Annotated in this window: 26 protein-coding genes and 1 riboswitch; of the genes, 7 read left to right on the top strand and 19 right to left on the bottom strand. The window is 71.3% G+C overall.

The genetic code is table 11. The features are described from left to right. Positions 1-19 precede the first annotated feature (19 nt). From kdpA to ACZ6MZ_RS08100, 5 genes are all read right to left on the bottom strand, one after another. On the bottom strand, positions 20-1684 hold the full coding sequence (gene kdpA / locus ACZ6MZ_RS08120) for a potassium-transporting ATPase subunit KdpA (RefSeq protein WP_389782449.1): 1665 nt from the start codon (positions 1682-1684) through the stop codon (positions 20-22). 3 nt (positions 1685-1687) lie between these two features. Beyond that, positions 1688-1777, bottom strand: coding sequence for a K(+)-transporting ATPase subunit F (kdpF, locus tag ACZ6MZ_RS08115; RefSeq protein ID WP_340491115.1), 90 nt, complete (start codon positions 1775-1777; stop codon positions 1688-1690). 293 nt (positions 1778-2070) lie between these two features. Next, a complete protein-coding gene (locus ACZ6MZ_RS08110) occupies positions 2071-2853 on the bottom strand; it encodes a DUF3710 domain-containing protein (RefSeq protein WP_389782451.1) in 783 nt (260 codons plus the stop codon). 1 nt (position 2854) lies between these two features. After that, positions 2855-3370 carry a dUTP diphosphatase gene (dut, locus tag ACZ6MZ_RS08105; protein WP_384188343.1) on the bottom strand — a complete coding sequence of 172 codons (516 nt, stop codon included), beginning with the start codon at positions 3368-3370 and terminating at the stop codon, positions 2855-2857. Beyond that, positions 3367-3987 carry a PaaI family thioesterase gene (locus ACZ6MZ_RS08100; protein ID WP_389782454.1) on the bottom strand — a complete coding sequence of 207 codons (621 nt, stop codon included), beginning with the start codon at positions 3985-3987 and terminating at the stop codon, positions 3367-3369. Before ACZ6MZ_RS08100 ends, dut begins: the two co-directional genes overlap by 4 nt. Before the next feature lie 58 nt (positions 3988-4045). Here ACZ6MZ_RS08100 and ACZ6MZ_RS08095 point away from each other — a divergent pair, with 58 nt between their 5' ends. Next, positions 4046-4504: a DUF3093 domain-containing protein gene (locus tag ACZ6MZ_RS08095; protein WP_469350503.1), complete on the top strand. Its 459-nt coding sequence runs from the start codon at positions 4046-4048 to the stop codon at positions 4502-4504. An 83-nt stretch (positions 4505-4587) separates the two neighbouring features. Here ACZ6MZ_RS08095 and ACZ6MZ_RS08090 read toward each other — a convergent pair whose 3' ends face one another. The 4 genes from ACZ6MZ_RS08090 to ACZ6MZ_RS08075 all read right to left on the bottom strand — a co-directional run bounded on the left by ACZ6MZ_RS08090 (position 4588) and on the right by ACZ6MZ_RS08075 (position 8109). Further along, positions 4588-5502 carry a hypothetical protein gene (locus ACZ6MZ_RS08090; RefSeq protein WP_389782458.1) on the bottom strand — a complete coding sequence of 305 codons (915 nt, stop codon included), beginning with the start codon at positions 5500-5502 and terminating at the stop codon, positions 4588-4590. Between the two features lie 12 nt (positions 5503-5514). Continuing rightward, on the bottom strand, positions 5515-5811 hold the full coding sequence (locus tag ACZ6MZ_RS08085; protein WP_030902691.1) for a DUF4193 domain-containing protein: 297 nt from the start codon (positions 5809-5811) through the stop codon (positions 5515-5517). A gap of 403 nt (positions 5812-6214) precedes the next feature. Continuing rightward, on the bottom strand, positions 6215-7450 hold the full coding sequence (locus ACZ6MZ_RS08080) for a sensor histidine kinase (protein ID WP_469350501.1): 1236 nt from the start codon (positions 7448-7450) through the stop codon (positions 6215-6217). 5 nt (positions 7451-7455) lie between these two features. Continuing rightward, the gene (locus tag ACZ6MZ_RS08075; protein ID WP_384188350.1) at positions 7456-8109 is read right to left on the bottom strand and encodes a response regulator transcription factor; all 654 of its coding nucleotides are present in this window, start codon (positions 8107-8109) and stop codon (positions 7456-7458) included. Between the two features lie 348 nt (positions 8110-8457). Here ACZ6MZ_RS08075 and ACZ6MZ_RS08070 point away from each other — a divergent pair, with 348 nt between their 5' ends. Beyond that, on the top strand, positions 8458-8631 hold the full coding sequence (locus ACZ6MZ_RS08070) for a hypothetical protein (RefSeq protein WP_384188351.1): 174 nt from the start codon (positions 8458-8460) through the stop codon (positions 8629-8631). Positions 8632-8790: 159 nt separating this feature from the next. Here the strand turns inward: ACZ6MZ_RS08070 and ACZ6MZ_RS08065 are convergent, their stop codons facing one another. Both ACZ6MZ_RS08065 and ACZ6MZ_RS08060 read right to left on the bottom strand, forming a co-directional pair. Next, on the bottom strand, positions 8791-9615 hold the full coding sequence (locus ACZ6MZ_RS08065; protein WP_469350498.1) for an inositol monophosphatase family protein: 825 nt from the start codon (positions 9613-9615) through the stop codon (positions 8791-8793). A gap of 12 nt (positions 9616-9627) precedes the next feature. Then, positions 9628-10755 (bottom strand): ferrochelatase, encoded by a 1128-nt coding sequence (locus tag ACZ6MZ_RS08060; protein WP_469350497.1) that lies wholly within the window; start codon positions 10753-10755, stop codon positions 9628-9630. A 134-nt stretch (positions 10756-10889) separates the two neighbouring features. Here ACZ6MZ_RS08060 and ACZ6MZ_RS08055 point away from each other — a divergent pair, with 134 nt between their 5' ends. Together ACZ6MZ_RS08055 and ACZ6MZ_RS08050 are read left to right on the top strand one after the other, a co-directional pair. Further along, entirely contained in the window at positions 10890-12155 is a 1266-nt protein-coding gene (locus tag ACZ6MZ_RS08055) for an MFS transporter (RefSeq protein ID WP_469350496.1), read from the top strand. Next, complete coding sequence (locus ACZ6MZ_RS08050) at positions 12097-13422, top strand: D-arabinono-1,4-lactone oxidase (protein ID WP_469350495.1); 1326 nt, start codon at positions 12097-12099, stop codon at positions 13420-13422. The genes ACZ6MZ_RS08055 and ACZ6MZ_RS08050 overlap by 59 nt, the downstream gene beginning before the upstream one ends. A 36-nt stretch (positions 13423-13458) precedes the next feature. On the opposite strand, the gene ACZ6MZ_RS08045 is transcribed toward ACZ6MZ_RS08050, so the two are convergent. Further along, positions 13459-14424 (bottom strand): hypothetical protein, encoded by a 966-nt coding sequence (locus ACZ6MZ_RS08045; RefSeq protein WP_469350493.1) that lies wholly within the window; start codon positions 14422-14424, stop codon positions 13459-13461. 469 nt (positions 14425-14893) lie between these two features. On the opposite strand from ACZ6MZ_RS08045, the gene sepH reads away from it, so the two are divergent. Further along, a complete protein-coding gene (sepH, locus tag ACZ6MZ_RS08040) occupies positions 14894-15931 on the top strand; it encodes a septation protein SepH (RefSeq protein WP_384188362.1) in 1038 nt (345 codons plus the stop codon). Between the two features lie 84 nt (positions 15932-16015). Here sepH and ACZ6MZ_RS08035 read toward each other — a convergent pair whose 3' ends face one another. After that, complete coding sequence (locus ACZ6MZ_RS08035) at positions 16016-16846, bottom strand: sulfurtransferase (protein WP_469350492.1); 831 nt, start codon at positions 16844-16846, stop codon at positions 16016-16018. A 211-nt stretch (positions 16847-17057) separates the two neighbouring features. Between ACZ6MZ_RS08035 and ACZ6MZ_RS08030 the strand changes: the two genes are divergently transcribed. Then, entirely contained in the window at positions 17058-17834 is a 777-nt protein-coding gene (locus ACZ6MZ_RS08030; RefSeq protein ID WP_469350490.1) for a VOC family protein, read from the top strand. Here ACZ6MZ_RS08030 and ACZ6MZ_RS08025 read toward each other — a convergent pair. The 4 genes from ACZ6MZ_RS08025 to ACZ6MZ_RS08010 all read right to left on the bottom strand — a co-directional run bounded on the left by ACZ6MZ_RS08025 (position 17806) and on the right by ACZ6MZ_RS08010 (position 23611). Further along, positions 17806-18477, bottom strand: coding sequence for a thymidine kinase (locus tag ACZ6MZ_RS08025; protein WP_384188367.1), 672 nt, complete (start codon positions 18475-18477; stop codon positions 17806-17808). The genes ACZ6MZ_RS08030 and ACZ6MZ_RS08025 overlap by 29 nt on opposite strands. A 109-nt stretch (positions 18478-18586) precedes the next feature. Beyond that, positions 18587-19783 (bottom strand): alkaline phosphatase family protein, encoded by a 1197-nt coding sequence (locus tag ACZ6MZ_RS08020; protein WP_469350489.1) that lies wholly within the window; start codon positions 19781-19783, stop codon positions 18587-18589. Beyond that, positions 19783-20379: a DUF5998 family protein gene (locus tag ACZ6MZ_RS08015; protein WP_384188369.1), complete on the bottom strand. Its 597-nt coding sequence runs from the start codon at positions 20377-20379 to the stop codon at positions 19783-19785. The genes ACZ6MZ_RS08020 and ACZ6MZ_RS08015 overlap by 1 nt, the downstream gene beginning before the upstream one ends. Positions 20380-20455: 76 nt before the next feature. After that, positions 20456-23611, bottom strand: coding sequence for a bifunctional acetate--CoA ligase family protein/GNAT family N-acetyltransferase (locus ACZ6MZ_RS08010; protein ID WP_469350488.1), 3156 nt, complete (start codon positions 23609-23611; stop codon positions 20456-20458). A 187-nt stretch (positions 23612-23798) separates the two neighbouring features. Between ACZ6MZ_RS08010 and ACZ6MZ_RS08005 the strand changes: the two genes are divergently transcribed. Next, a complete protein-coding gene (locus ACZ6MZ_RS08005; RefSeq protein WP_384188372.1) occupies positions 23799-24080 on the top strand; it encodes an HPr family phosphocarrier protein in 282 nt (93 codons plus the stop codon). A 152-nt stretch (positions 24081-24232) separates the two neighbouring features. Here the strand turns inward: ACZ6MZ_RS08005 and ACZ6MZ_RS08000 are convergent, their stop codons facing one another. Beyond that, positions 24233-24922 (bottom strand): GntR family transcriptional regulator, encoded by a 690-nt coding sequence (locus ACZ6MZ_RS08000; protein ID WP_384188374.1) that lies wholly within the window; start codon positions 24920-24922, stop codon positions 24233-24235. A 202-nt stretch (positions 24923-25124) separates the two neighbouring features. Continuing rightward, positions 25125-25898, bottom strand: coding sequence for a M23 family metallopeptidase (locus tag ACZ6MZ_RS07995; RefSeq protein WP_469350486.1), 774 nt, complete (start codon positions 25896-25898; stop codon positions 25125-25127). 13 nt (positions 25899-25911) lie between these two features. After that, positions 25912-26081, bottom strand: a riboswitch (cyclic di-AMP (ydaO/yuaA leader). Positions 26082-26091 lie beyond the last annotated feature (10 nt).

Raw genomic sequence — 26091 nt, 5'->3', positions numbered from 1 at the left:
TCTTGCTTCAGACGAGTGGTCATGACGCCAGCCCCTCGGCCAGCGGCCCCAGCGCCAGCGCCGGGAAATAGGTCAGACCGGTGACGATCAGGATCGTGCCGACGAGCAGCCCGGCGAAGAGCGGCTGCTGCGTACGGAGCGTGCCCGCGGTCTCGGGTACGGGTTTCTGCTCGGCGAGCGAGCCGGCCAGCGCGAGGACGAACACCATGGGAAGGAAGCGGCCGAGCAGCATGGCGAGGCCGATGGTGGTGTTGAACCACTGCGTGTCCGCGTTGAGTCCGGCGAAGGCCGAGCCGTTGTTGTTGGCGCCCGAGGAGTACGCGTACAGGATCTCGGAGAAGCCGTGCGCACCGGAGTTGGTCATGGAGTCGGCCGGAGTGGGCAGCGCCATGGCCGCGGCGGTGAAGCAGAGCACCAGCGCCGGGGTGATCAGGATGTACAGCGCGGCGAACTTGATCTCGCGGGTACCGATCTTCTTACCCAGGTATTCGGGCGTACGGCCCACCATCAGGCCGGCGATGAACACCGCGATGACGGCCATGATCAGAATGCCGTAGAGGCCGGAGCCGACACCGCCGGGTGCGATCTCGCCGAGCTGCATGCCCAGCATCGTGATGGCGCCGCCGAAGCCGGTGTACGAGGAGTGGAAGGAGTTGACCGCGCCGGTCGAGGTGAGCGTGGTGGCCACCGCGAAGATCGACGAGCCGGCGATCCCGAAGCGGGTCTCCTTGCCCTCCATGGCGCCGCCGGCGATGTCGAACGCCGGTCCGTGGTGCGCGAATTCGGTCCACATCATCAGCGCGGTGAAACCGATCCAGATCGTCACCATCGTGGCGAGGATCGCGTACCCCTGCCGGACGCTGCCGACCATCGTGCCGAAGGTGCGGGTGATCGCGAAGGGGATGACCAGGATCAGGAAGATCTGGAAGAGGTTCGATATCCCGTTGGGGTTCTCGAAGGGGTGGGCGGAGTTGGCGTTGAAGTAGCCGCCGCCGTTGGTGCCCAGCTCCTTGATGGCCTCCTGGGAGGCGACGGCGCCGCCGTTCCACTGCTGCGAACCGCCCGTGAACTGACCCACCTCGTGGATCCCGGCGAAGTTCTGGATGGCGCCGCAGGCGACGAGCACGAGCGCGCCGAGGACGGCGATCGGCAGCAGGATACGGACGGTGCCGCGCACCAGGTCCGACCAGAAGTTGCCCAGTTCACCGGTGCGGGAGCGGGCGAAGCCCCGTACCAGCGCCACCGCGACGGCCATACCGACGGCGGCGGAGACGAAGTTCTGGACGGCGAGCCCGCCGGTCTGTACGACATGGCCCATGGCCTGTTCGCCGTAGTAGGACTGCCAGTTGGTGTTGGACACGAAGGACGCGGCGGTGTTGAAGGCCTGGTCCGGGTCGATCGAGGAGAAGCCGAGCGACCCGGGCAGGCTGCCCTGGACCCGTTGGAGCAGATACAGGAAGAGGACGCTCACCGCGGAGAAGGCGAGGACACCGCGCAGATAGGCGGGCCAGCGCATCTCGGTGGTGGGATCGGCGCCGATGGCCCGGTAGATCCACTTCTCGGCCCTGAGGTGCTTGGGCGAGCTGTAGACACCGGCCATGTAGTCGCCGAGCGGGCGGTACGCCAGACCGAGCGCCACCATGAGCGCGAGCAGCTGGAGCACACCGGCGAGGACGGGGCTCATCGCTCAGAACCTCTCCGGGAAGACGAGGGCGAGGACGAGATAGCCCAGCAGGGCGGCGGCCACGACGAGGCCGACGATGTTCTCGGCGGTCACAGCTTTGCCACCCCCTTGGCGATGAGGGCCACCAGCGCGAAAACCGCGATCGTGGTGACGACGAAGGCCACATCGGCCACCGTGTGCTCCTAGATGAGTTCCGGGAATTCTGACTCCCTGAGGAAACCCTCTGATCCGGCGGCCCAGCCGTTTGTTGACGGGTCCTGTACGGCGCGGGCCCCCGGCTTGACGTACTCCATATGGCAACGCGCGTGACCAGCGAAAACGCCGGTGGGCCGCACCCCTGGAAAAGGGATGCGGCCCACCGGCAACGGCTGTGTCGAGTCGGGGTGTCAGCGCACCTCGGTGATCTCGGGACCGCGCTGCAGCTGTCCCATGCCACCGGAGAAGCGGGAGCCCTCCTGCTCGTCCTGCTGGACGCCCTCCGCCACCATCTGCGCGTCGTCCGGCAGCTTGAGGACGATCGGGTCGCGGGGCGCCATCGGTCCCTCGCCGCGTACGACGACGGTGTCCCGGAAGATCTGCTCCAGCAGACCGGCGGCCTCGGGCTGCACCGCGCCCTGCCCGGAGATCACCCCGCGCAGGAACCACCGCGGTCCGTCGACACCGATGAAGCGCACCAGCTGTACGCCTCCGGTGCCGTCCGGCAGCTGTACGGGGACCTGGGCGCGCAGCTCCCAGCCCAGCGGACCCTCGACCTCGTCGATGATGCCGCCCTGCTGGGTAATGCCCGAGGCGATCTCCTCGCGGACCTCGCCCCAGATGCCTTCCTTCTTGGGTGCCGCGAAGGCCTGCAGCTGTACGGCGCTGTCGCGCACGACGACCGTGGCCGCGACGATCGCGTCACCGGCGACCTCGACACGCAGCTCCATCCCCTCGACTCCGGGGACGAAGACGCCGCCCAGGTCGACGCGGCCCTCGTCGGGCCTGGAGACCTCGGAGATGTCCCACGGCCCGTCGGGCCGGGGCGCCGGCGGAAGGTTCGCCCTGCGGGGCGCCGGCTTCGCGTCGGCTCCATCAGCGTCGGCGCCGGCCCCGTCTACAGACTGCTCGGCCTCGCCCGCTGCGTCCGCCGCGTCCTCTGCGGAACCACTTTTCTTGCGACGTCCGAACACGTCACTGTCCTTCCCGGTCGGATACGACCGAAGCGTATCGATTCCCACCCTGAATCCCGCCCACAGCGGCATGACCGCCGGTGGACCCGAAGCCCCCCTCGGCCCGCGCGGAGCCGGGAAGTTCCGCCACCTCGTGGAAGCGCACCTTCTCGACCTGCTGGACGACCAGCTGGGCAATCCGGTCGAACCGCTCGAACCGCACGCTCTCGCGCGGGTCCAGATTGACCACGATCACCTTGATCTCTCCACGGTACCCGGCATCCACCGTCCCCGGGGCATTCACCAGGGCGACACCGCAGCGGGCGGCCAGCCCGGAGCGCGGGTGCACGAAGGCGGCGTACCCGTCGGGCAGCGCGATGGACACCCCCGTCGGCAGCACGGCCCGCTCCCCCGGGGCGAGTTCGGCGGCTTCCGTGGTGACCAGATCGGCTCCGGCGTCGCCCGGGTGCCCGTACGACGGAAGCGGTACGTCCGGGTCGGTACGGCGGATCAGTACGTCGACAGGGGCTCGGCTCATGGGTTCACCTCGAAGGCGCGGACACGCTTGATCTGGTCGGGATCGGCCATCGCCGCCCGGATCTCCTCCGGGCGGCCGTGGTCGGTGAAGTGGTCGACCTTGACCTCGATGAAAAGGGCGTCGGCACGGACGGCGACGGGGCCTTCGGGGCCACCGAGCCTGCCGGTGGCCGTGCAGTAGATCTTGCGCCCGTGAACGCCGGTGGTCTCGGCCTCCAGATACAGCAGCGTGCCCACCGGTACGGGCCGTACGAAGTCGGTCTGCAGCCGTCCGGTCACCGCGATCACCCGCAGCAGCCAGTTCAGCGAGCCGAGCGTCTCGTCCAGCGCGGTGGCCAGTACGCCGCCGTGCGCGAGGCCGGGGGCGCCCTGGTGGGCCGGCTGCACCGTGAACTCGGCGGTGATCCGCACGCCCTCACCGGCGCGGGCCCGCAGCCGCAGTCCGTGCGGCTGTGCCTCGCCGCAGCCGAAACAGTGCTCGTAGTGCGCACCGAGCAGCTCACCGGGGGCCGGGGCATCGGGGTGCCGTACCGGCGGCTTCGCGTAGGCCGGCGGTGTCAGATACCCCGTTCCCGCGGGGGGTCCGGGGGGCGTCCCCGGGGATGGCGCGTTACTCACAGGCGCAGACCTTACCCGCGCGGTCGCCCGTGAACAGCACCGTGCCAAGCTTGGCTTCATGGAGCCATCCACCGCGCACTACGACGAACGCCTGACCGCACCCCGTTCCTGGTGGGCCATCGCCGCCCTGATCGCCGTCGCGGGTGGCCTGATCCTGCTGCCGCTGGGGTCGCTGCCGCTGCTCGGAGGGCTGATCGGAGCGGGCGCGCTGGCCGCGGCGGGGGTGAGTTCCTACGGCTCCGCCCGGATCCGGGTGGTGGCGGACTCGCTGGTCGCGGGCGACGCCAGGATCCCGGTCTCGGCGCTCGGTGCGGCCGAGGTGCTCGGCAGCGAGGAGGCGCGCGCCTGGCGGCTGCACAAGGCCGACCCCCGTGCCTTCATGCTGCTGCGCAGCTATGTGCCGACGGCGCTGCGCGTGGAGATCACGGACCCGGACGACCCGACACCGTACGTATATCTGTCGACCCGGAACCCGAAGGCGCTCGCGGCGGCGCTGGACGCCGTACGGACCGGCTGACGCCGGGCCGGAAGAAGGTGCGGGCCCGCTTCTCCGCGGGCCCGACAAGATCGATAAGACACCCCCAGGGCGCCGGACAGCCCTTAGCGGTCCAACTCCCCGGGCAGCTCGGGCGGAAGCTCCTTGGGCCCCTCCAGCGGGGGCAGCGCCGGCAGCGCGTCCCAGGGGATCTGGCGGGCGCGCAGATCCTTCCGGATGCGCTCGGCGACCTTCATGGTGTCCCGCCGGTTCATCATCGCGCCGACCGCCGCGCCGATCATGAAGGGAACCAGGTTCGGCAGGCTGCGTATCGTGCGCTTCATGATCTGCTGGCGCAGCTCGCGCTTCATCCGGCCGCTCAGCGCGCCGTTGAACGTCGACGGTTTGCTGATGTCGACCCCGCGCTCCTCCGTCCAGGACGTCAGATAGGCGGTGCTCCGCTCCTTGAGGCTGCCGGGCGGACGCTGTCCGTAGACCTCGTACAGCTCGGCGATGAGCTTCATCTCGATCGCGGCGATGGCCGTGATCTCGGCTGCCAGCTCGGCCGGCATCGCGGGCGGTACGGGCAGCATCGCGGCCGCGCCGATGCCCGCGCCGACCGTGGAGCTGCTGTTCGCGGCGCCCGCGACCAGCTTGTCGGCCAGCTCCTCGGGGCCGAGGCCCGGGAACTGTTTGCGCAGGGTCGCGAGATCGCGGACCGGAACCCGAGGAGCGTTCTCGATGATCCGGTCGGCGATATGGGCCAGCGCCGTCTTGGCGCTGTCGCTTCCCTTGCGTACTCCGCGCTTGACGGCGTCCAGGCGCCGGCCCCGGGTCGTGGGGCCGCCGTGGTCGTCCTGAGCCGCTTCGAGCGAGGCCGTGAGGCCCCGCTCGTCGTCGTGCGCGCCGGGGTGGGGCAGGAGGGCGGAGTGCTCGGCAGGTGGCTGAGTGCCATCTGCCGGGCCTGTGCCGCCCTCATGCACCTCCGGTGAACCCTTGCGCCGGAAGCGCCGTTTCCGGGACGGTGAATCGTCTGTCACGCCGACCTGGCCTCAGTCGCAGTCGCGGCAGATGGGCTGACCGTTCTTCTCCCTGGACAGCTGGCTGCGGTGGTGCACAAGGAAGCAGCTCATGCAGGTGAACTCGTCGGCCTGCCGGGGCAGGACCCGGACGGACAGCTCCTCGTTGGAGAGATCCGCGCCGGGCAGTTCGAGGCCCTCGGCCTGTTCGAACTCGTCGACGTCTACCGCGGAAGTCGACTTGTCGTTCCGACGGGCCTTCAGCTCTTCAAGGCTGTCCTGATCGACGTCGTCATCGGTCTTGCGTGGGGTGTCGTAATCCGTTGCCATGTCGCTCTCCCCCTCTGGGTGTCTGTGGTGTCTTCAGCGCACGTAACGCGTGAGAGGCCGGACTTGTGCCCGACCTGAGGCGGAGATTTTGCCTCACATCAAGGTCTGTTACTCAATCGACACCCAACCGCACTCTTGATGAGTGATCGGCTTCAGGTGGCGAAGGGGACCGTACACGGTCCTGAGGTCGCACTCCACGGGCGCCACCCCGTGTACTTCCCGTGATCCCGGCCCCTGGAAACCCGGACTTTACCGGCTTTCCACTGGAGTCCTGATCACGGAGAGTGGATAGGCGGGAATTCGACCCTGTGATCGATCACACATGGCCTCGCCGGAAATCCGTCCTGTAAATTCCGCGCAAAGCGAACAAAATAATCTGTCGCCGATCGCCGAGCGCTTCATCTCAGACCGGAAGAGTGACGCGCATCACGAGGCCGCCGCCCTCGCGGGGCTCCGCGAAGATACGTCCGCCATGGGCGCGGGCGACGGACCTGGCGATCGACAGGCCGAGGCCCACGCCCTTGTCACTGCCGGTCCGCTCCGTGCGCAGCCGCCGGAACGGCTCGAAGAGGTTGTCGATCTCGTACGCGGGAACGACCGGCCCGGTGTTCGACACCAGCAGGACCGCCTGGCCCTGCTGGATCTCGGTGGTCACCTCGACCCAGCCCCCTTCAGGAGCGTTGTACCGGACGGCGTTCTGCACCAGGTTCAGGGCGATCCGCTCCAGCAGGACGCCATTGCCCTGGACGACGGCGGGCACCCGCTCACCGCGGATCTCCACCCCCTTCGCCTCCGCCTCGGCCAGGCACTGGTCCACCGCGTGGCTGGCGACCTCGGCGAGATCGACCGGTTTTCGCTCCACGATCTGGTTGTCGCTGCGGGCGAGCAGCAGCAGCCCCTCGACGAGTTGCTCGCTGCGCTCATTGGTCGCCAGCAGGGTCCTGCCGAGCTGCTGGAGCTCCGTGGGCGCCCCAGGATCCGAGAGATGGACCTCCAGCAGGGTGCGGTTGATCGCGAGCGGTGTCCGCAGCTCGTGCGAGGCGTTGGCGACGAAGCGCTGCTGCGCGGTGAAGGCCCTCTCCAGCCGCTCCAGCATCTCGTCGAAGGTGTCGGCCAGCTCCTTGAGCTCGTCGTCGGGGCCGTCCAGCTCGATCCGGCGGGACAGGTCGGAGCCGACCACGCGACGCGCGGTGCGGGTGATCCGGCCCAGCGGCGACAGGACCCTTCCGGCCATCGCGTAGCCGAACGCGAAGGCGATGATGCTGAGGCCGACCAGGGCGAAGAGCGAGCGGGTGAGCAGATCGTCGAGCGCCTGCTTGCGCTGGTGGTTGACGCAGCTGTTCATCGCCGCGTTGAACTGCTCGGGCGGTGCCTGGTCGGGGAAGTTGCAGACGTCGCTGCTCACCTTGCCGGTCACGATCTTGAAGGGCAGCTCGCTGCCCACATGCAGGGCCTGTGCGGCCAGCAGATAGATGATCGAGAGCAGCAGGATGCCGGCGATCAGGAACATCCCGCCGTACAGCAGCGTCAGACGTATCCGGATGGTCGGCCGTACCCAGGGGAGGGCGGCCGGTTCCGGCCGCCTCGGATCCCAGGTGGGTTTCGGAGGTGCCGTGGGAGGCACCGGGGTCGTTGCCACGGGCATCAGATCCGGTAACCGGAGCCGGGCACCGTGACGATCACGGGCGGCTCCCCGAGCTTGCGGCGCAGGGTCATGACCGTCACCCGGACGACATTGGTGAACGGGTCGGTGTTCTCGTCCCAGGCCTTCTCCAGCAGCTGCTCGGCCGAGACGACCGCGCCCTCGCTGCGCATCAGGACCTCGAGCACCGCGAACTCCTTGGGTGCCAGCTGGATCTCCCTGCTCTCGCGGAAGACCTCACGGCGGTTGGGGTCGAGCTTGATCCCCGAGCGCTCCAGGACGGGGGGCAGCGGCACGGTCGTACGACGGCCGAGCGCCCGCACCCGGGCGGTGAGCTCGGTGAAGGCGAAGGGCTTGGGCAGATAGTCGTCCGCGCCCAGCTCAAGGCCCTCGACCCGGTCGCTGACATCGCCCGAGGCCGTGAGCATGAGGACCCGGGTGGGCATCCCCAGCTCGACGATCTTGCGGCAGACGTCGTCGCCGTGGACCAGCGGAAGGTCGCGGTCCAGCACCACCACGTCGTAGTCGTTGACCTCGATACGCTCCAGGGCGGCCGCCCCGTCGTACACGACGTCGACGGCCATGGCCTCCCGGCGCAGTCCGGTGGCCACCGCATCGGCGAGCAGTTGCTCGTCCTCGACGACGAGTACGCGCACGTCGCTGGTCCTTCCTCTGGGCCCGTCATCGCTGATCAGGGCAGCTTGTATCACTGGTTGTGCGGCTCCATCCTGCCCGTTACGCCCATAAACCGGCGGTAAGACGTTCCCGGTGACCAGGCACATCCGGGAATGGACCGGATTCTTTGCAGGTTGAGGTTTCTCGATGACGGTGCCTGGGCAAGACGACTTCACACCCGAGATCACGCCCTGTTTGTGGCATGCCACACCCTTATCTGTCATCCAGAGGCAGAGGGTGCGTGATCCATCCGCCGTCGGCACACCCCCGTGCCACTGACCAAGACGTCGGCACACCCCCGTGCCACTGACCCACGACGAGGGGGCGCAATGGACGCGTTCACCGCCGGGCTTCTGCAGCGCATAAAGGCCACGGAAACAGATCTCAACCATGCCCGTGAAACGGGCGACGACTTCCTTGTGGATGTCGATCAGGAAGAGCTGGACGATCTTCGCCGGCTCGCCGCCGAACACGGTGTGGAGGTCGGCGCCGCCAGCGTCTGACCCGCACACCCCAGCCGTACAGGTCCTGAACAGCCCTAACGATGGCTAGAGCCGCACAGAGCCGTACACCTGTCGAGCCGCACATCTACCGAGAAGGGCCCCGGTGCCAGGGGATGGCGCCGGGGCCCTTCCATGTGCCCCGCCCGGCGGGGCCACGTCTCAGTCGTGCCAGGCGCCGTACTCCTCCAGCAGCGCCGTCAAGGGCTCGAAGACGCCCGGCGCGGCGGCCACCGTCAGATCCCAGCCGGGCCGGGTGCCGGGGCGGCCGCCGGTGAGCGCGCCCGCCTCGCGGGCGATGAGATCGCCGGCCGCGAGGTCCCAGGGGTGCAGTCCGCGCTCGAAGTAGCCGTCCAGCCGGCCGGCCGCGACATCGCTGAGGTCCACGGCTGCCGAGCCACCGCGCCGGATGTCACGCAACTGCGGGATCAGCCGGGCGGCGATCTCCGCCTGGTGGCTGCGGACGGAGGTGACGTAGTTGAAGCCGGTCGACACCAGGGCCCGTTCCAGGGGCGGGGCCGGGCGGCAGGTGACCGGCCGGTCGTTGACGAAGGCGCCGCCGCCGAGCACCGCCCGGAAGGTCTCGCGGCGCATCGGGATCTCGACGACCCCGACGAGCGTCTCGCCGTCGCGCTCCGCGGCGATGGAGACGGCCCAGGTCGGCAGCCCGTAGAGATAGTTGACGGTGCCGTCCAGCGGGTCGATGACCCAGCGGATACCGCTGCTGCCGGCCGAGCTGGCGCCCTCCTCGCCGAGGAAGCCGTCGTCGGGGCGGTGCTCGGCGAGATAGCCGGTGATCAGCTTCTCGGCCGCGATGTCCATCTCGGTGACGACATCGATGGGGCTGGACTTCGTGGCGGCGACGGCCAGATCGTCGGGGCGGCCGTCCCGCAGCAGCGCGCCCGCCCGGCGCGCGGCCTCCAGGGCGAGGGAGAGCAGTTCGCCGGCCAGGGTGTCGGTCGGTGCGTCGGTCGGTACGTCGGTCACAGCTGGGCTCCTTCAGGCGTACGGGCTGTCGGCGCCCGCGGCCGCGGGCCTGGGGGCACGGGCCGGGCAGCAGCCGACCGGGCAGAGGTCATGGCTCGGGCCGAGCGCGCCCAGCGCGCAGCGTTCCACCGCGCGCCCCCGCTCGGTGGCGGCGCGTTCCAGGACGAGATCGCGTACGGCGGCGGCGAAGCGCGGGTCCGCCCCCACCGTCGCCGAGCGGCGGACGGGCAGCCCCAGCTCGGCGGCCTTGGCGGTGGCCTCGGTGTCGAGGTCGTACAGGACTTCCATATGGTCCGAGACGAAGCCGATGGGGGCCATCACGACGGCCGGGGCGCCCTCGCCGTGCAGCGTCTCCAGGTGGTCGCAGATGTCCGGGTCCAGCCACGGGATGTGCGGGGAGCCGCTGCGCGACTGGTAGACGAGCCGCCAGGGGTGGTCCACGCCGGTCTGCTCGCGCACGCTGTCCACGATCAGCCGGGCGACGTCGAGATGCTCTGCCACATAGGCGCCGCCGTCGCCGTGTGCCTCCGGGGGCCCCGAGGTGCCGGCCGCGGCGACCGGGATGGAGTGGGTGGTGAAGGCGAGGTGCGCCCCGGCGCGTACGTCCTGCGGCAGGTCGGCGAGCGAGGCGAGCACGCTGTCGACCATGGGACGCACAAAACCGGGGTGGTTGAAGTAGTGGCGCAGCTTGTCCACCCGGGGCGGTTCGAGCCCCTCGGCGGCCAGGGTGGCGAGCGCGTCGGCGAGGTTCTCGCGGTACTGGCGGCAGCCCGAGTACGAGGCGTACGCGCTGGTGGCGAGGACGGCGATCCGGCGCCGGCCGTCCGCGGCCATCTCGCGCAGGGTGTCGGTCAGGTAGGGCGCCCAGTTGCGGTTGCCCCAGTAGACCGGCAGATCCACGCCGTGCCCGGCGAAGTCCTTGCGCAGGGCGTCCAGCAGGGCACGGTTCTGCTCATTGATCGGGCTGACCCCGCCGAACAGGAAGTAGTGCTGCCCCACCTCCTTGAGCCGCTCCGTGGGGATGCCACGGCCACGCGTCACGTTCTCCAGGAACGGCACTACGTCGTCCGGGCCCTCGGGGCCGCCGAAGGACAGCAGGAGCAGGGCATCGTAAGGAGAAGTCGCACGCTGTTCGGGCATGTTTCGATCCTGCCATCCGGCCCGGTCCGCCGGACCACCGCGCCCCGGTTCCGCACCCGAAAATCCCGGCGCGCGCCGCGCGGACGCAGCCGTAAGCTGTACCGGCCCAATTCATTCCTTACCGGAGCGTTCCGTTGCCCAGTTCCTACCACGCGATCTTCGCCGCTCCCGGTACCAGGGGATTCAGTACGGCCGGCCTGATCGGCAGGATGCCGCTGGCCATGATGGGCATCGGCATCGTGACGATGATCTCCCAGCTCACCGGCCGTTACGGGCTGGCCGGAGCGCTCACCGCGACGCTGGCGATGTCGGCCGCCGTGCTGGGCCCGCAGATCTCCCGGCTCGTCGACCGGCACGGCCAGGGACGTGTCCTGCGCCCGGCGACCCTGATCGCGGTGGCGGCCGTCGCGGGGCTGCTGGTCTGTGCCCAGCGGGGCGCCCCCGACTGGACCCTGTTCGTCTTCGCCGCGGGCGCGGGCTGTGTGCCGAGCGTGGGCTCGATGGTGCGGGCGCGCTGGGCGGCGATCTACCGGGGCTCACCCCGCGAGCTGCACACCGCGTACTCCTGGGAGTCGATCGTCGACGAGGTGTGCTTCATCTTCGGCCCGATCATCTCCATCGGGCTGTCGACCGCCTGGTTCCCGGCGGCGGGGCCGCTCCTCGCGGCCGTCCTGCTGGTGGTCGGTGTCCTCTGGCTGACGGCGCAGCGCGCCACCGAACCCGTACCGCGGCCGCGCGACGAGCACACCGGGGGTTCGGCGCTCCGCTCCCCCGGTCTGCGGGTGCTGGTGCTGACCTTTGTGGCGACCGGGGCCATCTTCGGCGCGGTCGACGTGGTGACGGTGGCCTTCGCCGAGGAGGAGGGCCACAAGGCCGCGGCGAGTCTGGTGCTGGCGGTCTACGCGCTGGGATCGTGCCTGGCCGGCGTGGTGTTCGGGCTACTGCATCTCCAGGGCCCGGCCCCCCGCAGGTGGCTGGTGGGAGTCTGCGCGATGGCCCTGAGTATGATCCCCCTCCAACTGGCCGGGAATCTGCCGCTCCTGGCCGCGGCGCTCTTTGTCGCGGGCCTCTCCGTCGCACCGACGATGGTGACCACCATGGCCCTCGTCGAGGCGCACGTACCGCGCACCAAGCTGACCGAGGGCATGACCTGGACCAGTACCGGGCTCGCGGTCGGTGTGGCGCTCGGCTCGTCGGCCGCCGGCTGGGTGGTCGACGCGGCCGGGGCCGAGGCGGCGTACGTGGTGCCCGTCGCGGCGGGCGCGGCCGCGGCCGTGGTGGCGTTGCTGGGGTATCGCCGGCTGCGCGAGCCGGTACCGATTCGGGGAGGGCGCGGGGCGGATGACCAGAAACCGGACAGGCACGACGACCACGAGGGCGTGGCGCAACTGGGCGGGTAACGTCACCGGCCGCCCGGCCCGGGTGGTCTCCCCGGCCTCCGTCAAGGAGCTCATCGAGACCGTACGCGAGGCGGCCGAGGCCGGGCTCAAGGTCAAGCCGGTCGGCACGGGACACTCCTTCACCGCCGCCGCGGCCACCGACGGGGTGCTGATACGGCCCGATCTGCTCACCGGCATCCGGGACATCGACCGGGCCGGGGGCACCGTCACCTCAGAGGCCGGCACCCCGCTCAGACGGCTGAACGCGGCGCTGGCCAGGGAGGGTCTGTCGCTCACGAACATGGGCGACATCATGGAGCAGACCGTCGCCGGCGCGATCTCCACCGGCACCCATGGCACCGGCCGTGACTCGGCCTCGATCGCCGCCCAGATCCGTGCGCTGGAACTCGTCACGGCGGACGGCTCGCTGCTGCGCTGCTCCGCCGAGGAGAATCCCGACGTCTTCGCCGCCGCCCGGATCGGGCTCGGCGCGCTGGGCGTGATCACCGCTGTCACCCTCGCCGTGGAGCCGGTCTTCCTGCTGACGGCCCGTGAGGAGCCGATGACCTTCGACCGGGTCACGGCCGAGTTCGACCAGCACGTCACCGAGAACGAGCACTTCGAGTTCTACTGGTTCCCGCACACCGGCAACTGCACCACCAAGCGCAACAACCGCAGCGCGGGCCCCGCGGCCCCGCCCGGCCGGGTCGGCGGCTGGATCGACGACGAATTCCTCTCCAACGGCGTCTTCCAGGTGGCCTGTTCGCTCGGCCGGGCCGTTCCCGCGACCATCCCCGCCGTCGCCAAGCTCTCCAGCCGCGCCCTGTCCGCCCGTACGTACACGGACATTCCCTACAAGGTCTTCACCTCGCCGCGCCGGGTCCGCTTCGTGGAGATGGAGTACGCGCTGCCGCGGGAGGCCGCGATCGGGGCGCTGCGCGAGGTCAAGGCGATGATCGAGCGTTCCCCACTGCGGGTGAGTTTCCCGGTGGAGATACGGACGGCGCCCGCGGACGACATCGCGCTCTCGACGGCCTCGGCCCGGGAGACCACGTACATCGCGGTGCATCTCTACCGGGGGACGCCGTACCGCGCGTACTTCACCGCGGTGGAGCGGATCCTGACCGCGCACGGCGGCCGGCCGCACTGGGGGAAGATCCACACCCGGGACGCGGAGTATCTGTCCGGGGTCTATCCGCGATTCGGTGAGTTCACGGCGGTACGGGACCGGCTGGACCCGGACCGGCTGTTCGGCAACGACTATCTGCGGCGGGTCCTGGGGGACTGACGGCCGATGCCTGCCTTACGGACCCCGATGCCTGTCCTACTGACCCGCCGTGCCGGAGCCGGAACGGGAACCCGAACCGGTGTCCTGGTTCGCCGCACCGCTGTTGCCTGGGCCGGTGCCGGTGCTGTCGCCCGCGCCGTCGCCCTTGCTGTCGGAGGGGGTCGGCGTCGGACTGGGGGTCCGCGACGCGCCGTCACCCCCGGAGGGCGAGGGGCCGGGCGCCGGAGAGTGCGAGGCGCCGCTCCCGTCGCCCGGTCCCGTGCCGGTGCTCGGCCCGCCGTCGGGCGACCCGCTCGAGCCGGCGCTCCCGCCGTCGCCCGGGGTAGCGCCGCCCGGCGTCTGCCCCTGTTCCCCGCCGGGATCCGGGGAGTTGGCGGGATCGTCCGACGGTACGGTCCTGTCGCCTCCGCCGCCCACGACGGAACCGACGGTCGTCCCCCGGCCCCCGCTCAGCTCCTGACCGGAGATCAGCTCGTACCCGGTGATACCGAGCATCGCCACCATGAAGACGGAGACGGCCGCGAGGACCGGGCGCTTCCAGCCCCGTACCCGGGTGCCGTGTGTCGTGGAGTCGCCGAACTCCCCGTCCAGGCCCTCCGGCTGAGGCAGCATCCAGGTCGCGTCACCCGGATCGCGCGGATCACTCGGCTGCGCGTGGTCCGGGGAGCCCGGCTCACCCGGACGGCCCCGTACCGGAACCTGACGGCCTCCCGGCTTCGCCTGGACCGTGACCACGCGAATCTGCTCGCCGGTGCGCCGGAACAGGAACTGGAACACCGAACCGCCACATGTGGCCACCACACTCACCACACCCGCGCCGATCATCGTGCCGTACACGCCGAGCTGGGAGGCGAGCACCGCTGCCGTGACCGCCGCGAGCGCGCTGCCCGCGACCTGCGGCACGCTCAGATCGAGCCGCCGCCCCTTCTGCTCTGCCCCGCTTTCGCCGCTTTTCGCACTGCCGTCCAGCCTCTGATGCATCTCCAGCCCCTGCTTGCCCATCTGTCCCACCGTGCACCAGGAAAGGACAGTTGAGCGAAGCGAATAGTTCCGTTTTTGTAGATTCTGTGAAGCATGCCACTCGTTCGTGGCCGCTTCCGGACCCCAACTCCCCTGCCCAGGGAGAACTTGGGCGGCGCGGCGGTCCACCCGCATGGCCCGAATGGAGTACTGTGGCGAGCCCTGGGGCCGGACTCCCTCATGGGCGTCCGGGACCAACGGGAAGGGGGCCGAACGTGGCACTCGAACCGGCGGCGCCGCGGCACCGCACGGGCGCCTGCTGCACGGAGTGACCAGGTCTGTCACTCCGCGTCGCAAACAGGTAACCGTGCCAGAACGGCGATCCAGGGCCCATGCCCGACACGCCGGGCAACACGGCAATGTTGTGGCAGGCTGCACCCGGGCACGCCACACTCGACTAGCGGAAGCAGCGACGCACGTGACGTCGGCAGGCACCACCCGGGAGGTTCCCATGCCCGAACTGCGTGTCGTGGCCGTCTCAAACGACGGCACACGACTGGTGCTCAAGGCTGCCGACAGCACGGAATACACGCTTCCGATCGACGAGCGGCTGCGCGCCGCCGTGCGCAACGACCGTGCCCGTCTCGGTCAGATCGAGATCGAGGTGGAGAGCCACCTCAGGCCGCGCGACATCCAGGCCCGTATACGTGCCGGTGCCTCCGCCGAGGAGGTCGCCCAGTTCGCCGGGATCCCCGTCGACCGGGTCCGGCGCTTCGAGGGTCCTGTGCTCGCCGAGCGCGCCTTCATGGCCGAGCGTGCCAGGAAGACCGCGGTGCGCCGCCCCGGCGAGAACGCGGGCCCCCAGCTCGGCGAGGCGGTGCAGGAGCGGCTGACGCTGCGCGGCGCCGAGAAGGACACCGTGCAGTGGGACTCCTGGCGCCGTGACGACGGCACGTGGGAGGTCCTGCTGGTCTACCGGGTCGCGGGCGAGCCGCATTCGGCGAGCTGGACGTACGACCCGCCGCGGCGGCTCGTCCAGGCCGTCGACGACGAGGCGCGCGCGCTGATCGGTGACACCGACGACACGGTCACCACCCAGGAACCGAGCTTTCCGTTCGTTCCGCGGATCGCGCGGCTGCCGCGCGACCGTCCGCTGGACCGTTCCCTCGACCGTCAGCTGGAGCGGCCCGCGCTGCCCGAGTCCGACGAGACCAGCGAGCGGGACTCCCTGACCAGCCTGCTGGAGGCGGTGCCGAGCTTCCGGGGCGACATGGTGGTACCCGAGCGGCCCGCGCCGCCGGAGCCGCCGGGTATCGATCCGGCGGAGGACCCCGACGCCGAGGAGCCGATCGCGCCCGCCGCCTCGGCCGGCGCCGGGTCGGCGTACGCGGATGTGCTGATGCCCCGGTCGGTGACCGGTCACCGGGACCGGCTCACGGGCACGACGGACCGGCAGGCGGAGGCGGACGGCGTGCGCCCGGGCCGCCGCGCCGCGGTGCCGAGCTGGGACGAGATCGTGTTCGGTACGCGCCGCAAGAAGCAGGAGTAGCTCCGTACGACGGAACGGAGGGGCCCGCACGCCGTGCGCGTACGGGCCCCTCCGCCATGAGCGCGGGTCGCCCCGCCGGGCGCTCTACTGCGGGTCGGGGCCCTTGGCGACCGGGCGGGACTCGTCCGCGGACCACTCGGACCAGGAGCCCGCGTACAGCGCTCCCCGGTAGCCGGCGATCTCCAGGGCGAGGACCTGGTGGGCTCCGGAGACACCCGAGCCGCAGTAGACGCCGATCTCCTGGGTGTCGTCCGTGGCGCCGAGCCCGGCAAAGCGGGAGGCGAGCGTCCCGGGCGCGAGGAAGCTGCCGTTTTCAGCCACATTTTCCGTTGTAGGGGCGGAGACGGCGCCCGGGATATGGCCGCCGATCCGGTCGATCGGTTCGACATCGCCGCGATAGCGCTCGGCCGCCCGCGCGTCCAGCAGCAGACCGTCGCGGGCCAGCGCCGCCGCGCCGTCCGCGTCCAGCAGCGGGAGGGAGCCGGGGACGGGGTCGAAATCGCCCGCCGCCGGGGTGGGGGTCCGTGTGGAGAGCGGACCGGGCCAGCCGGCGAGGCCGCCGTCCAGGACCCGGACGTCCGCGTGGCCCGTCCAGCGCAGCAGCCACCAGGCACGGGCCGCCGCCCAGCCCTGGCCGCCGTCGTACACCACCACCTGCGTGTTCCGGGAGACACCGGCGCGACGCATCACCGCGCCGAAGGCCGCCACGTCCGGCAGCGGGTGCCGGCCGCCCGCGCCGGGCGGACCGGCGAGTTCCGTGTCGAGGTCGACATAGACGGCGTCCGGCAGATGCCCGGCCTCGTACTCCGGGCGGCCGGGAGGCCCGCCCAGCCGCCAGCGGACGTCGAGCAGCACGGGCCGGCGCGGCCCGGCCGACTCGCTGGCGAGTTCGGCTGCGGTGATGATGGCTGTCATGGGTGCCATCCTCCCGTACGCTCCGCCCTGCCCATAACGGCCGAAAAAAGGGTGGTAAACACCGAATCGAGATCACGCCAAGAGCGGCGCGGCCGGGCAGCGCCGCGCGCCGGCGGGTGCGAGCATCTGCTCCGGCGCACGGCCGTTCCACTCGGGGTCGCGCGCCCGGCCCCCCGCACGGCCGCCCCGATGGTCGGAGGAGAGAGTGACGATGACCGAGGCACCGATCCGGCGCACACCCGGCACACCCTGCTGGGTGAGTCTGATGGTGCACGGCCTTGCCGCGACCGAGGAGTTCTACGGAGCGCTGTTCGGCTGGGACTTCCACCCGGGACCGCAGCAGCTCGGACCGTATGTCCGCGGCACGCTCGACGGCAAGGAGATCGCGGGCATCGGTCAGCTGCCGCCCGACCGCCATCTCCCGATCGCCTGGACGACCTATCTGGCGACGGACGACGCCGATACGACCGCCGATACGATCAGAAGCCGCGGCGGTACGGTCGGCGTCGGGCCGCTGGACGCGGCCGAGGCGGGCCGGATGGCCATAGCCTCGGACCCCACGGGCGCGGTCTTCGGGATCTGGCAGGCCGCGGCGCACGTCGGAACGGCGGTGGCCGGGGCCCATGGCACACCGGTGTGGAACGAGCTGATCACGCGCGAGACGTCCGCGGTCGGCAAGTTCTACGAGGCGCTCTTCGACTATGACGTGGAGCCGGTCGTCTCCGCCGACTTCGACTTTCTGACGCTGCGCCTGGAGGGACGCCCGGTGGCCTCCCTGCACGGGGTGGGCCGGGCCCTCGCCCGCGACCGGGGCGCGCACTGGATGACCTACTTCGAGGTGGACGACACCGATGCCGCCGCGCGGCTGGTGACCGAGCTGGGCGGACATGTGCTCCAGTCGCCGCGGGAGAGTGCGAACGGGCGGCTCGCGACGGTCGCGGACCCGGAGGGCGCGGTCTTCACGATCGTACGGTCGGCCGATCACTGACCTCGACGGGCAGCACGTCCGGCGAGAGCGTGGCCGCCCGGGCGGAGGCCGCGGTCATCCGGCGCCGGTGATGGCGCCGGCACAGCACCTCGTACCCGACCTCGTCCCCGGACTGATGGACGTCCCCGACGACGACCTGGGCGCCCTCGACCACCATGGCGCCGCCTATCGTCCGCGCGTTGTGCGTGGCCCGGGCGCCGCACCAGCAGAGCGCCTCCACCTGCAGGACCTCGACCCGGTCGGCCAGCTCCACGAGCCGCTGCGAACCGGGGAAGAGCTTCGAGCGGAAGTCGGTGGTGATACCGAAGGTGAAGACATCCAGCTCCAGGTCGTCCACGACGCGGGCGAGCTGGTCGACCTGGCCGGGGGCCAGAAACTGCGCCTCGTCGGCGATGACGTAGTCGCAACGGCCGCCCTTCGAGAGCCGGTCGACGAGATACGCGTAGAAGTCGAAGTCCTGGGGGGCCTCGACGGCGTCGGTGACCAGGCCGAGGCGGGAGGAGAGCTTGCCCTCGCCGGCCCGGTCGTCACGCGTGAAGATCATGCCCTGAAGTCCGCGCGCGGAGCGGTTGTGCTCGATCTGAAGAGCGAGGGTGCTCTTTCCGCAGTCCATCGTTCCGGAGAAGAACACCAGCTCTGGCATCGGGGGGTGACGGCCTTTCGGGTCGTGGCTGCGCGAAGGGAGTCGCGATCGGGATGGCGCGAGGCGGCTAGGAGCGTACGTCGAGGAGCGGGACGAGCTGCTCGACCCGCTAGGAGCGTACTTCGAGGAGCGGGACGAGCTGCTCGACGGGGGTCATCGAGCCGTGCATCCCGACCATCGCCGACTCGTGCGGCTCCTGGACGGAGGCGGTGATCACCACATCGTCGTGGGCCGCGGCGACGACGTCGCCGATCCGTCCGTACACCCGCTCGTCCATCGTTCCGGGCGGGCCGAACCAGCCCGCGCTGATCGCCTCGTCCCTGCTCGCCACCCAGAACTGCTCGCCGAGCACCTCGCGCCAGACGGTGAGGACATCGGCGGCGGCGCCCGGCACCGCGTAGACGTGGCGGGCCCGGCCCTCGCCGCCCAGCAGGGCGACCCCGGCGCGCAGTTCCCAGTCCTCGTCGAAGTCGATGCGCGACTGCTCGTCGAAGGGGATGTCGATCATGCCGTGGTCGGCGGTGACGTAGAGGACGGCGCGGGGCGGCAGTTGCTCGGCGAGGCGCTGGACGAGCCGGTCGACGTACATGAGCTGGCCGCGCCAGGCGTCGGAGTCGACGCCGAAGCGATGGCCCTTGCCGTCGACCTCGCTGTAGTACGTGTAGACCAGCGACCTGTCCCCCGCGGCGAGTTGCTCGGCGGCCAGGTCCATGCGCTCCTCGCCGGAGAGCCGGCCGAGGAAGGAACCGCCGCTGAGCGCGACCTTGGTGAGCGGGGTGTGCGCGAAGGTCGGGGAGGACACCTGCGCGGTGTGGACGCCCGCCGCGTCGGCGAGCTGGAAGACGGTGGGGTACGGCTGCCAGACGTGCGGCGCGGTCCAGGGCTTCCAGCGCAGCTGGTTCATCAGCGCGCCGGTCGCGGGGTCGCGGACGGTGTAGCCGGGCAGGCCGTGCCTGGCGGGCGGCAGGCCCGTACCGACGGAGGCGAGGGAGGTCGCGGTGGTGGCGGGGAAGCCGGTGGTGAGGGGGCGGCCGGTGAAGCCGCGCGAACTGCCGAGCAGCGAAGTGAGATAGGGCGCTTCGTCCGGATGGGCCTTGATCTGCTCCCAGCCGAGGCCGTCGATCAGAAAGACGCAGTTCCGGTCGGCGGGGGTCAGCTCCGGGATGGCAGCGGTCAGGTTCGGTACGCCCTGGCCGGCCGCGAGCGTGGGCAGCAGGTCGGCGAGCGAGCCGCTGCCGTACTCGGGCAGCGGCGCGGTGTCGAGGGCGAGCGGGACGGTGTCCTGCCAGAGGGGCTCGGCTGCCATCAGCGGCCGGGCGCCGCGGTGGCCGCGGTGGCTTCTGAGAGGGCCTGGGCGAACGCGAGCGTCTGGCGGACGGCGTCCGGGCCGTCGCCGGCCTCGCTGACGCGCAGGCTCAGGTCGTCGGCGGTGGAGCTGCCGGTGTAGCCGTGGTCCGCCTCGCAGTTGGTGTCGCCGCAGGCGGCGGGCTCCAGATCGATCCGGGAGACGGCGCCCCAGCCGATGGTGAGGACGACCTCGCGCGGCAGTGTGCCGGGGGTGTACGACTCCGGGTTGGCGACGACGCGGCTGACCACGACCGAGGAGATCCGGTCGAGCTTGACCGACTCGGTGGAGGTGGTGGCGTACGGGGTCGGGGAGCTGGAGTCGGCGGTCTGCTCGTCGGTGTGGCTGACGATGAAGCGGTGGGCAGTCAGCACGAGGACGGTGACATGCCGGCGCACCTCGTTGGCGTCGAACGTGGTCTCCTGGTGCACCAGGTACGACCCGATCTGCTCGCCACCGACAGCGGCCTCCACCGCCTCGGCCACGAGAGCCGGGTAGTAGCCGCTGCGCTCGATCGCCGTGCGCAGCCCCTGGGTCGTCGTACCGGTCTTCGCCATGGGCTCCATCCTACGGTGGCCGGATGGCTGCCGGAGACGCTCCCGCAGGCGTTCGGTGGCTGGCTTGTGCGGCCGCTCAGTAGCTCGGGAGACGGCGCGGGCCGAGGTCGTCGCGGGCGGGGGGCGGCGCCAGCCGGACGCCGGCGCCGAGGACGGAGAGTCCGTGCGTGGCGACGACGACGGGCTCCAGGGTGACGGAGACGACCTCGGGATGGTCGTGGACCAGCCGGGACACCCGCAGGAGCAGCTCTTCCAGGGCAGGGGTGTCGACGGGTGCGGAGCCGCGCCAGCCGAACAGGAGCGGAGCCGTCCGGATGGATCTGATCAGCTCGGCGGCGTCCCGGTCGGTGGCGGGGACGAGCCGGTGGGCGAGGTCACCGAGCAGCTCGGAGGGCGCGCCCGCGAGTCCGAAGGAGAGGACCGCTCCGGCGGCGGCGTCGATGGCGGCCCGTACGACGGTGTCCACGCCGCGCGGGGCCATGGCCTGGACGACGGGCCGCAGCTCGGCGGGGGCGCCGAGCTGCTCGGTCAGCTCGCGGTAGGCGAGGCGCAGTTGCGCCTCGTCGGCGAGGTCGAGCCGTACGCCTCCGAGGTCGGCGCGGTGCCGCAGATGGGGCGCGGTCGTCTTCAGCGCGACGGGATAACCGAGCCGGGCCGCCGCGCCGACGGCGGCGTCGGGTCCTGGCGCGGGCAGGGTCGGCCGTACGGAGATGCCGTACCGGGCGAGGAGTTCCCGCGCGTCGTCGGCGGCGAGGGGCACACCGTGGGGATCGGCCGTCCCGCCGAGCAGCCTGTCGATCAGCGCGGCGGCGCCGCCCTCGTCGATGTCCTCGTACTCGGGCACCTTCCCCGGCTCGGCTGCCTGGCGCCGCCACTGCGCGTAGGTGACGGCTTCGGCGAGCGCCCGGACGGCCCGCTCGGCGGCGGGATACGCGGGAACGCGCCCGGGTCCGGGGGCGGGGGTTCCGGAGGCGGGGACCTCGTCGGCGCCGGGCCGGGCCTCCGCTCGCGCCTCGGGCTCCGCGGGCGCCGCGCCGGATCCGCTCCCGGCGCCCGACTCCTCACCCGGTGCGCCGGAGACGTCGACCGCCCGCGGGGCGCCCGCGGTGGCGGGGACGGCTCCCGCGCCCTCGGACGCGTGCCCCGGGCTGTCGCCCGGCGGGGCGGGGCGGGGATCCTGCTGGTCGTCCCCGAGAACGGGCTCCGTACCCGGAGCGCCGGAAAGGTCGGTCAGCGGCGCGACGCTCGTGGCGGCGGAGACATGCCACGCACCGTCACCGTCCGACGGGGCGGACGTGCCGGGCAGGACGCCGGATCCCGGTTCCGTACGGGGCAGGGCGCCGGATCGCGGTGCTGTGCGGGCCCTGTCCGCGGTGTGCGTCGCCGCCGCCAGCGCCTCCGCCAGACCGCCGATCTCCACATGGACCACCGCGACCGGCTTGGCCGGACCCCTCGCCGCCGCTTCACGGAGGGCGGTGCCCAGGGCGCCGCCGTCGGTGGGATCCATCGAGCCCGTCTCGCCCACGCGGGGAATCGCCGTGACGACGACCGCGTCGCAGGCGGGGTCGGACAGGGCCGTCGTGAGGGCGGCGCTGAAGTCCGCCGGGTGCGCGGCGGTCGTGAGGTCGAGGGGCGGGAGGGGGCGCAGGCCCTCCGCGAGGCAGGCGTCGTAGGTGAGGAGGCCGAGGGACTCGGAGTTGCCGAGGATCGCGACGCGCGGTCCTGCCGGAAGCGGCTGGGAGGCGAGCAGCAGGCCGGCGTCGACCAGTTCGGTGACCGTGTCGACGCGGATCACCCCGGCCTGGCTCATCAGCGCGGAGACGGTGGCGTCCGGGATGCGGGTGACGGGGACCGCGTGCCCCGGCGGCGCGCTGCCGCTGTGGCGGGCGCCCTTGACGACCACGACCGGCTTCACCGCCGCCGTACGCCGGGCGAGCCGGGTGAACTTCCGTGGGTTGCCGATCGATTCGAGGTAGAGCAGGACGACATCGGTGCCCGGGTCCTCGTAGCAGTACTGGAGGAAGTCGTTGCCGGAGACGTCCGCGCGGTTGCCCGCCGAGATGAACGACGACAGGCCCGCGCCGCGCCGGTAGAGGCCGGAGAGCAGGGCGATGCCGATCGCGCCCGACTGTGTGAAGAGACCGATGCGCCCCCGGTCGGGCGGCTCGGGCGCGAGGGACGCGTTCAGCCGGACGGCGCCTGCCGTGTTGATGATCCCGAAGGCGTTGGGACCGACGATGCGCATCCCGTACGAGCGGGCCTGCCGCACCAGTTCGCGCTGGCGCTCCCGGCCTTCGGCGCCGCTCTCCGCGTAGCCGGAGGAGAGGACGACCACTCCCTGGACGCCGTGTTCACCGCAGTCCGCGACGGCTTCCGGCACCCGCTGCGCGGGGACGGCGAGGACCGCGAGGTCGACGGGCTCGCCGATCTCCGCGACGGAGCGCACGGCGGGGACGCCGTCGATCTCGCGGAGGTCCGGGGCGAAGGCGCGGTTCACCGCGTACGTACGGCCGGTGAAGCCGGCGTCGAGCAGATTGCGCAGGACGGTGCGGCCGACGCCGCCGGGCGCGCGGCCGGTACCGACCACGGCGACCGACCCCGGCGTGAGGAGCCGCTGCACGGAGCGCGCCTCGGCGCGCTGTTCGCGGCCGCGCTGCACGGCGAGGGACTCGACGGTGGGTTCGAGGTCGAGGGTGAGGTGTACGGACCCGTCCTCGAAGCTGCGTTTCTGGGTGAAGCCGGCGTCCCGGAACACCTTGATCATCTTGTTGTTGGCGGGCAGCACCTCGGCGGCGAAACGACGGATACCCCGCTCCCGGGCGACCGCCGCGATGTGTTCCAGGAGGGCAGAGGCGATACCGCGCCCCTGGTGGGCGTCCTGGACGAGGAACGCGACCTCGGCCTCGTCGGCGGGCGTGGAGGCCGGCCGGCCGCGTCCGTCGATCCGGTCGTAGCGCACGGTGGCGATGAACTCCCCGCCCACCGTCACCGCGAGCCCCACCCGGTCCACGTAGTCGTGGTGGGTGAACCGGTGGACGTCCTTGTCGGAGAGCCGCGGGTAAGGGGCGAAGAACCGGTAGTACTTCGACTCGTCCGAGACCTGCTCGTAGAAGCTGACCAGCCGCTCGGCGTCCCCGGTGGTGATGGGCCTGATCCGGGCGGTGCCTCCGTCACGCAGCACCACGTCTGCTTCCCAGTGACCGGGGTACGCGTGGTCCGGCGGGGTCTCCATGACCCAAGCCTACGGCGCGGGCCCCTGGCGCACGCGCGGGTCGCGGCGGTGGATGCGCCAGGCCACTCTGAGGCACTCTGGGGGAGCCGATCGGCGGCCGGACAGGGGTCCGGGGTCAGCAGGAACGTACTCCGCGGCACATGAGAGACTGGTCTAGACAACATCATGAGACTTGAAGGGCAACACCATGGCTGAGCGCCGCGTCAACGTCGGCTGGGCCGAGGGCCTGCACGCCCGCCCCGCCTCCATCTTCGTCCGTGCCGCCACGGCCACCGGCGTCGCCGTGACGATCGCGAAGGCCGACGGCAACCCGGTCAACGCCGCGTCCATGCTCGCGGTGCTCGGCCTGGGCGCGCAGGGCGGCGAGGAGATCGTGCTCGCTTCCGAGGCGGACGGCGCCGATGTCGCTCTGGACCGGCTGGCGAGGCTGGTCGCCGAAGGGCTGGACGAGCTTCCCGAGACCGTCTGACGCCGATTTTCCCGGACGGCCGGGCCCGTACGGAACATTTCCATGACAGAGCCGCGATGCGCTGAATTCAGCCCACCGCGGCTCTGTTTATTTCGTGCGGGCAGCAGAAAACAGGTCCTGCGGAATTCTCTTCTTTGTATACGGCGCGATTGTTAAGTGCGGGCACTCGCGGTGTTTACATCATGTTGCGAAGCCCTCATCTTTTCCCGGCCGCGCTCGGGGCGCCGCAGCCGGTGCACCCCCGCGGTCCGCTCCGCGTGCAGCGCCGTCAGCGCCCGGGCGCGCTCCGCGTCGCCGCGCGCCACCGCGTCCACGATCGCGCCGTGCTCCGCCCAGGACTCCACCGGATGGGCGGGCTGCTCGACGGTGTACATCCAGGCGATCTTGTGTCTCAGCTGGGTGAGCGGAGCGGTGAGCGCGGGGCTCCCCGAGGCCTGGGCGAGGGTCTCGTGGAACCAGGCGCCGAGCGAGCGCAGATCCTCGCCCTGGCCCCGGCGGGCCCGCTCCTGGCCCAGCCTGACCAGGCCGCGGAGCACCTTGAGATGGGCTTCCGTACGACGCTGGGCGGCGCGCGCCGCACCCAGCGGTTCCAGCAGCAGCCGCACATCGAGGAGATCCGCCGCCTCCTGGTCCGAGGGCTCGGCCACACACGCGCCGACATGGCGGCGGGTCGTCACGAAGCCCTCCGACTCCAGGGTGCGCAGGGCTTCGCGCACCGGGACGCGGGAGACCCCGTAGCGCCGCGCGAGCTGCTCCTCGGTGAGCCGGCCGCCCCGCTCGAATACACCGGAGATGATGTCGTCACGGATCGCTGTGCATACCGAGTGCGCGGGAATGCGCATGTTCAAACCTCCGCTTTAATCCGCGCGAAACGCTGCCGATCGACACCTGTTCCGTGACTCTATTGCAATGCACGCGAATTTCCGATGGGTGCCCGGAATCGTTGGATATCTCTTGGCCGCGGCAGCCGGGCGGACGCGGAAGGCCCCGGCGGGCAGCCGGGGCCTTCGGGCGGACAAAGCGGGACCGGAGCGGTCCGGACGGTCAGAGGCTCACGCCGTGCGCGCGCAGATACGCGACGGGGTCGATGTCGGAGCCGTAGTCCGGGCTCGTCCGGGCCTCGAAGTGGAGGTGCGGTCCGGTGACGTTGCCGGTCGCGCCGGACAGGCCGATCCGCTGCCCGGGGGTGACGGACTGGCCGACCGAGACGCCGACCGAGGAGAGATGGCCGTACTGCGTGTACGTGCCGTCGTTCATCCGGAGGACGATGTTGTTGCCGTACGAGCCGCCCCAGCCGGCCTCGACGACGGTGCCCGTGCCCACGGCCACGACCGAACTGCCGGTCGCGGCGCGGAAGTCGATGCCCGAGTGGCTGCCGGAGGACCACAGGGAGCCGCCGGACTGATAGCCGGTGGTGACGTACGAGCCGGCGAGCGGCAGCCGGAAGGAGTTGAGACGCTTGCGCTCGGCGGCGCGGGCGGCGCGCTCCTCCTCCTCGCGGATCTCCTTGGCCCTGGCTTCCGCCTTGGCCTTCGCCGCGGCCCTGGCGTCGGCTTCCGCCCTGGCCAGGGCGGCGGCCCGGTGCTGCGCCTCGGCCTGGGCCTCGATCACTCCGGCGAGGGAGTCGTCGATGACGATGGCCCGGTCCTGGCCGCCCTGGCGGCCTGACGGGACGTCCGTACCGGCGGCGTGCGCCGGGGCGGCCAGAGTGCCGATGACGCCGGTGGCGGTGAGGGTCGCGAAGCCTGCGATACGCGCGCCCCTGCGGGTCGTTCGGCTCCGGGCACGATGCTTCCCGGTGGCACGGGTGAACGCCATGAAGTGGCTGGTCCTTTCCTTCCTTCTCGCCTACCGGGTTAGCTGACGGGTTCGGAGCAGGAAGGTCTCCTACGGACTCCTCCGCACGGGTGAGCGCGAAGGTGTCCGATTCACCCCAGGGACTGCGTGTGGGTCCCCGGCTCCCCAGGCTCGCGCCTGACGGGGACTCGGCGATGGCTGCCCGATGCCGCGA

The sequence above is a fragment of the Streptomyces sp. NPDC042201 genome, assembly GCF_055582185.1.
Note: the sequence above shows the minus strand (reverse complement) of the source record. Positions and strands in the feature narration are given on the sequence as shown.

What these genes read in the sequence shown, in the direction of transcription:
- ACZ6MZ_RS08030 (WP_469350490.1), top strand. Translation starts at nt 17,058, where the DNA reads ATGACCGAGGCACCGATCCGGCGCACACCCGGCACACCCTGCTGGGTG.
- dut (WP_384188343.1), bottom strand. Translation starts at nt 3,370, where the DNA reads ATGAGCCGAGCCCCTGTCGACGTACTGATCCGCCGTACCGACCCGGAC.
- ACZ6MZ_RS07995 (WP_469350486.1), bottom strand. Translation starts at nt 25,898, where the DNA reads ATGGCGTTCACCCGTGCCACCGGGAAGCATCGTGCCCGGAGCCGAACG.
- ACZ6MZ_RS08050 (WP_469350495.1), top strand. Translation starts at nt 12,097, where the DNA reads ATGACCAGAAACCGGACAGGCACGACGACCACGAGGGCGTGGCGCAAC.
- ACZ6MZ_RS08025 (WP_384188367.1), bottom strand. Translation starts at nt 18,477, where the DNA reads ATGCCAGAGCTGGTGTTCTTCTCCGGAACGATGGACTGCGGAAAGAGC.
- ACZ6MZ_RS08035 (WP_469350492.1), bottom strand. Translation starts at nt 16,846, where the DNA reads ATGACAGCCATCATCACCGCAGCCGAACTCGCCAGCGAGTCGGCCGGG.
- ACZ6MZ_RS08005 (WP_384188372.1), top strand. Translation starts at nt 23,799, where the DNA reads ATGGCTGAGCGCCGCGTCAACGTCGGCTGGGCCGAGGGCCTGCACGCC.
- ACZ6MZ_RS08015 (WP_384188369.1), bottom strand. Translation starts at nt 20,379, where the DNA reads ATGGCGAAGACCGGTACGACGACCCAGGGGCTGCGCACGGCGATCGAG.
- ACZ6MZ_RS08045 (WP_469350493.1), bottom strand. Translation starts at nt 14,424, where the DNA reads ATGGGCAAGCAGGGGCTGGAGATGCATCAGAGGCTGGACGGCAGTGCG.
- ACZ6MZ_RS08010 (WP_469350488.1), bottom strand. Translation starts at nt 23,611, where the DNA reads ATGGAGACCCCGCCGGACCACGCGTACCCCGGTCACTGGGAAGCAGAC.
- ACZ6MZ_RS08070 (WP_384188351.1), top strand. Translation starts at nt 8,458, where the DNA reads ATGGACGCGTTCACCGCCGGGCTTCTGCAGCGCATAAAGGCCACGGAA.
- ACZ6MZ_RS08000 (WP_384188374.1), bottom strand. Translation starts at nt 24,922, where the DNA reads ATGCGCATTCCCGCGCACTCGGTATGCACAGCGATCCGTGACGACATC.
- ACZ6MZ_RS08095 (WP_469350503.1), top strand. Translation starts at nt 4,046, where the DNA reads ATGGAGCCATCCACCGCGCACTACGACGAACGCCTGACCGCACCCCGT.
- kdpA (WP_389782449.1), bottom strand. Translation starts at nt 1,684, where the DNA reads ATGAGCCCCGTCCTCGCCGGTGTGCTCCAGCTGCTCGCGCTCATGGTG.
- ACZ6MZ_RS08020 (WP_469350489.1), bottom strand. Translation starts at nt 19,783, where the DNA reads ATGGCAGCCGAGCCCCTCTGGCAGGACACCGTCCCGCTCGCCCTCGAC.
- ACZ6MZ_RS08085 (WP_030902691.1), bottom strand. Translation starts at nt 5,811, where the DNA reads ATGGCAACGGATTACGACACCCCACGCAAGACCGATGACGACGTCGAT.
- sepH (WP_384188362.1), top strand. Translation starts at nt 14,894, where the DNA reads ATGCCCGAACTGCGTGTCGTGGCCGTCTCAAACGACGGCACACGACTG.
- ACZ6MZ_RS08060 (WP_469350497.1), bottom strand. Translation starts at nt 10,755, where the DNA reads ATGCCCGAACAGCGTGCGACTTCTCCTTACGATGCCCTGCTCCTGCTG.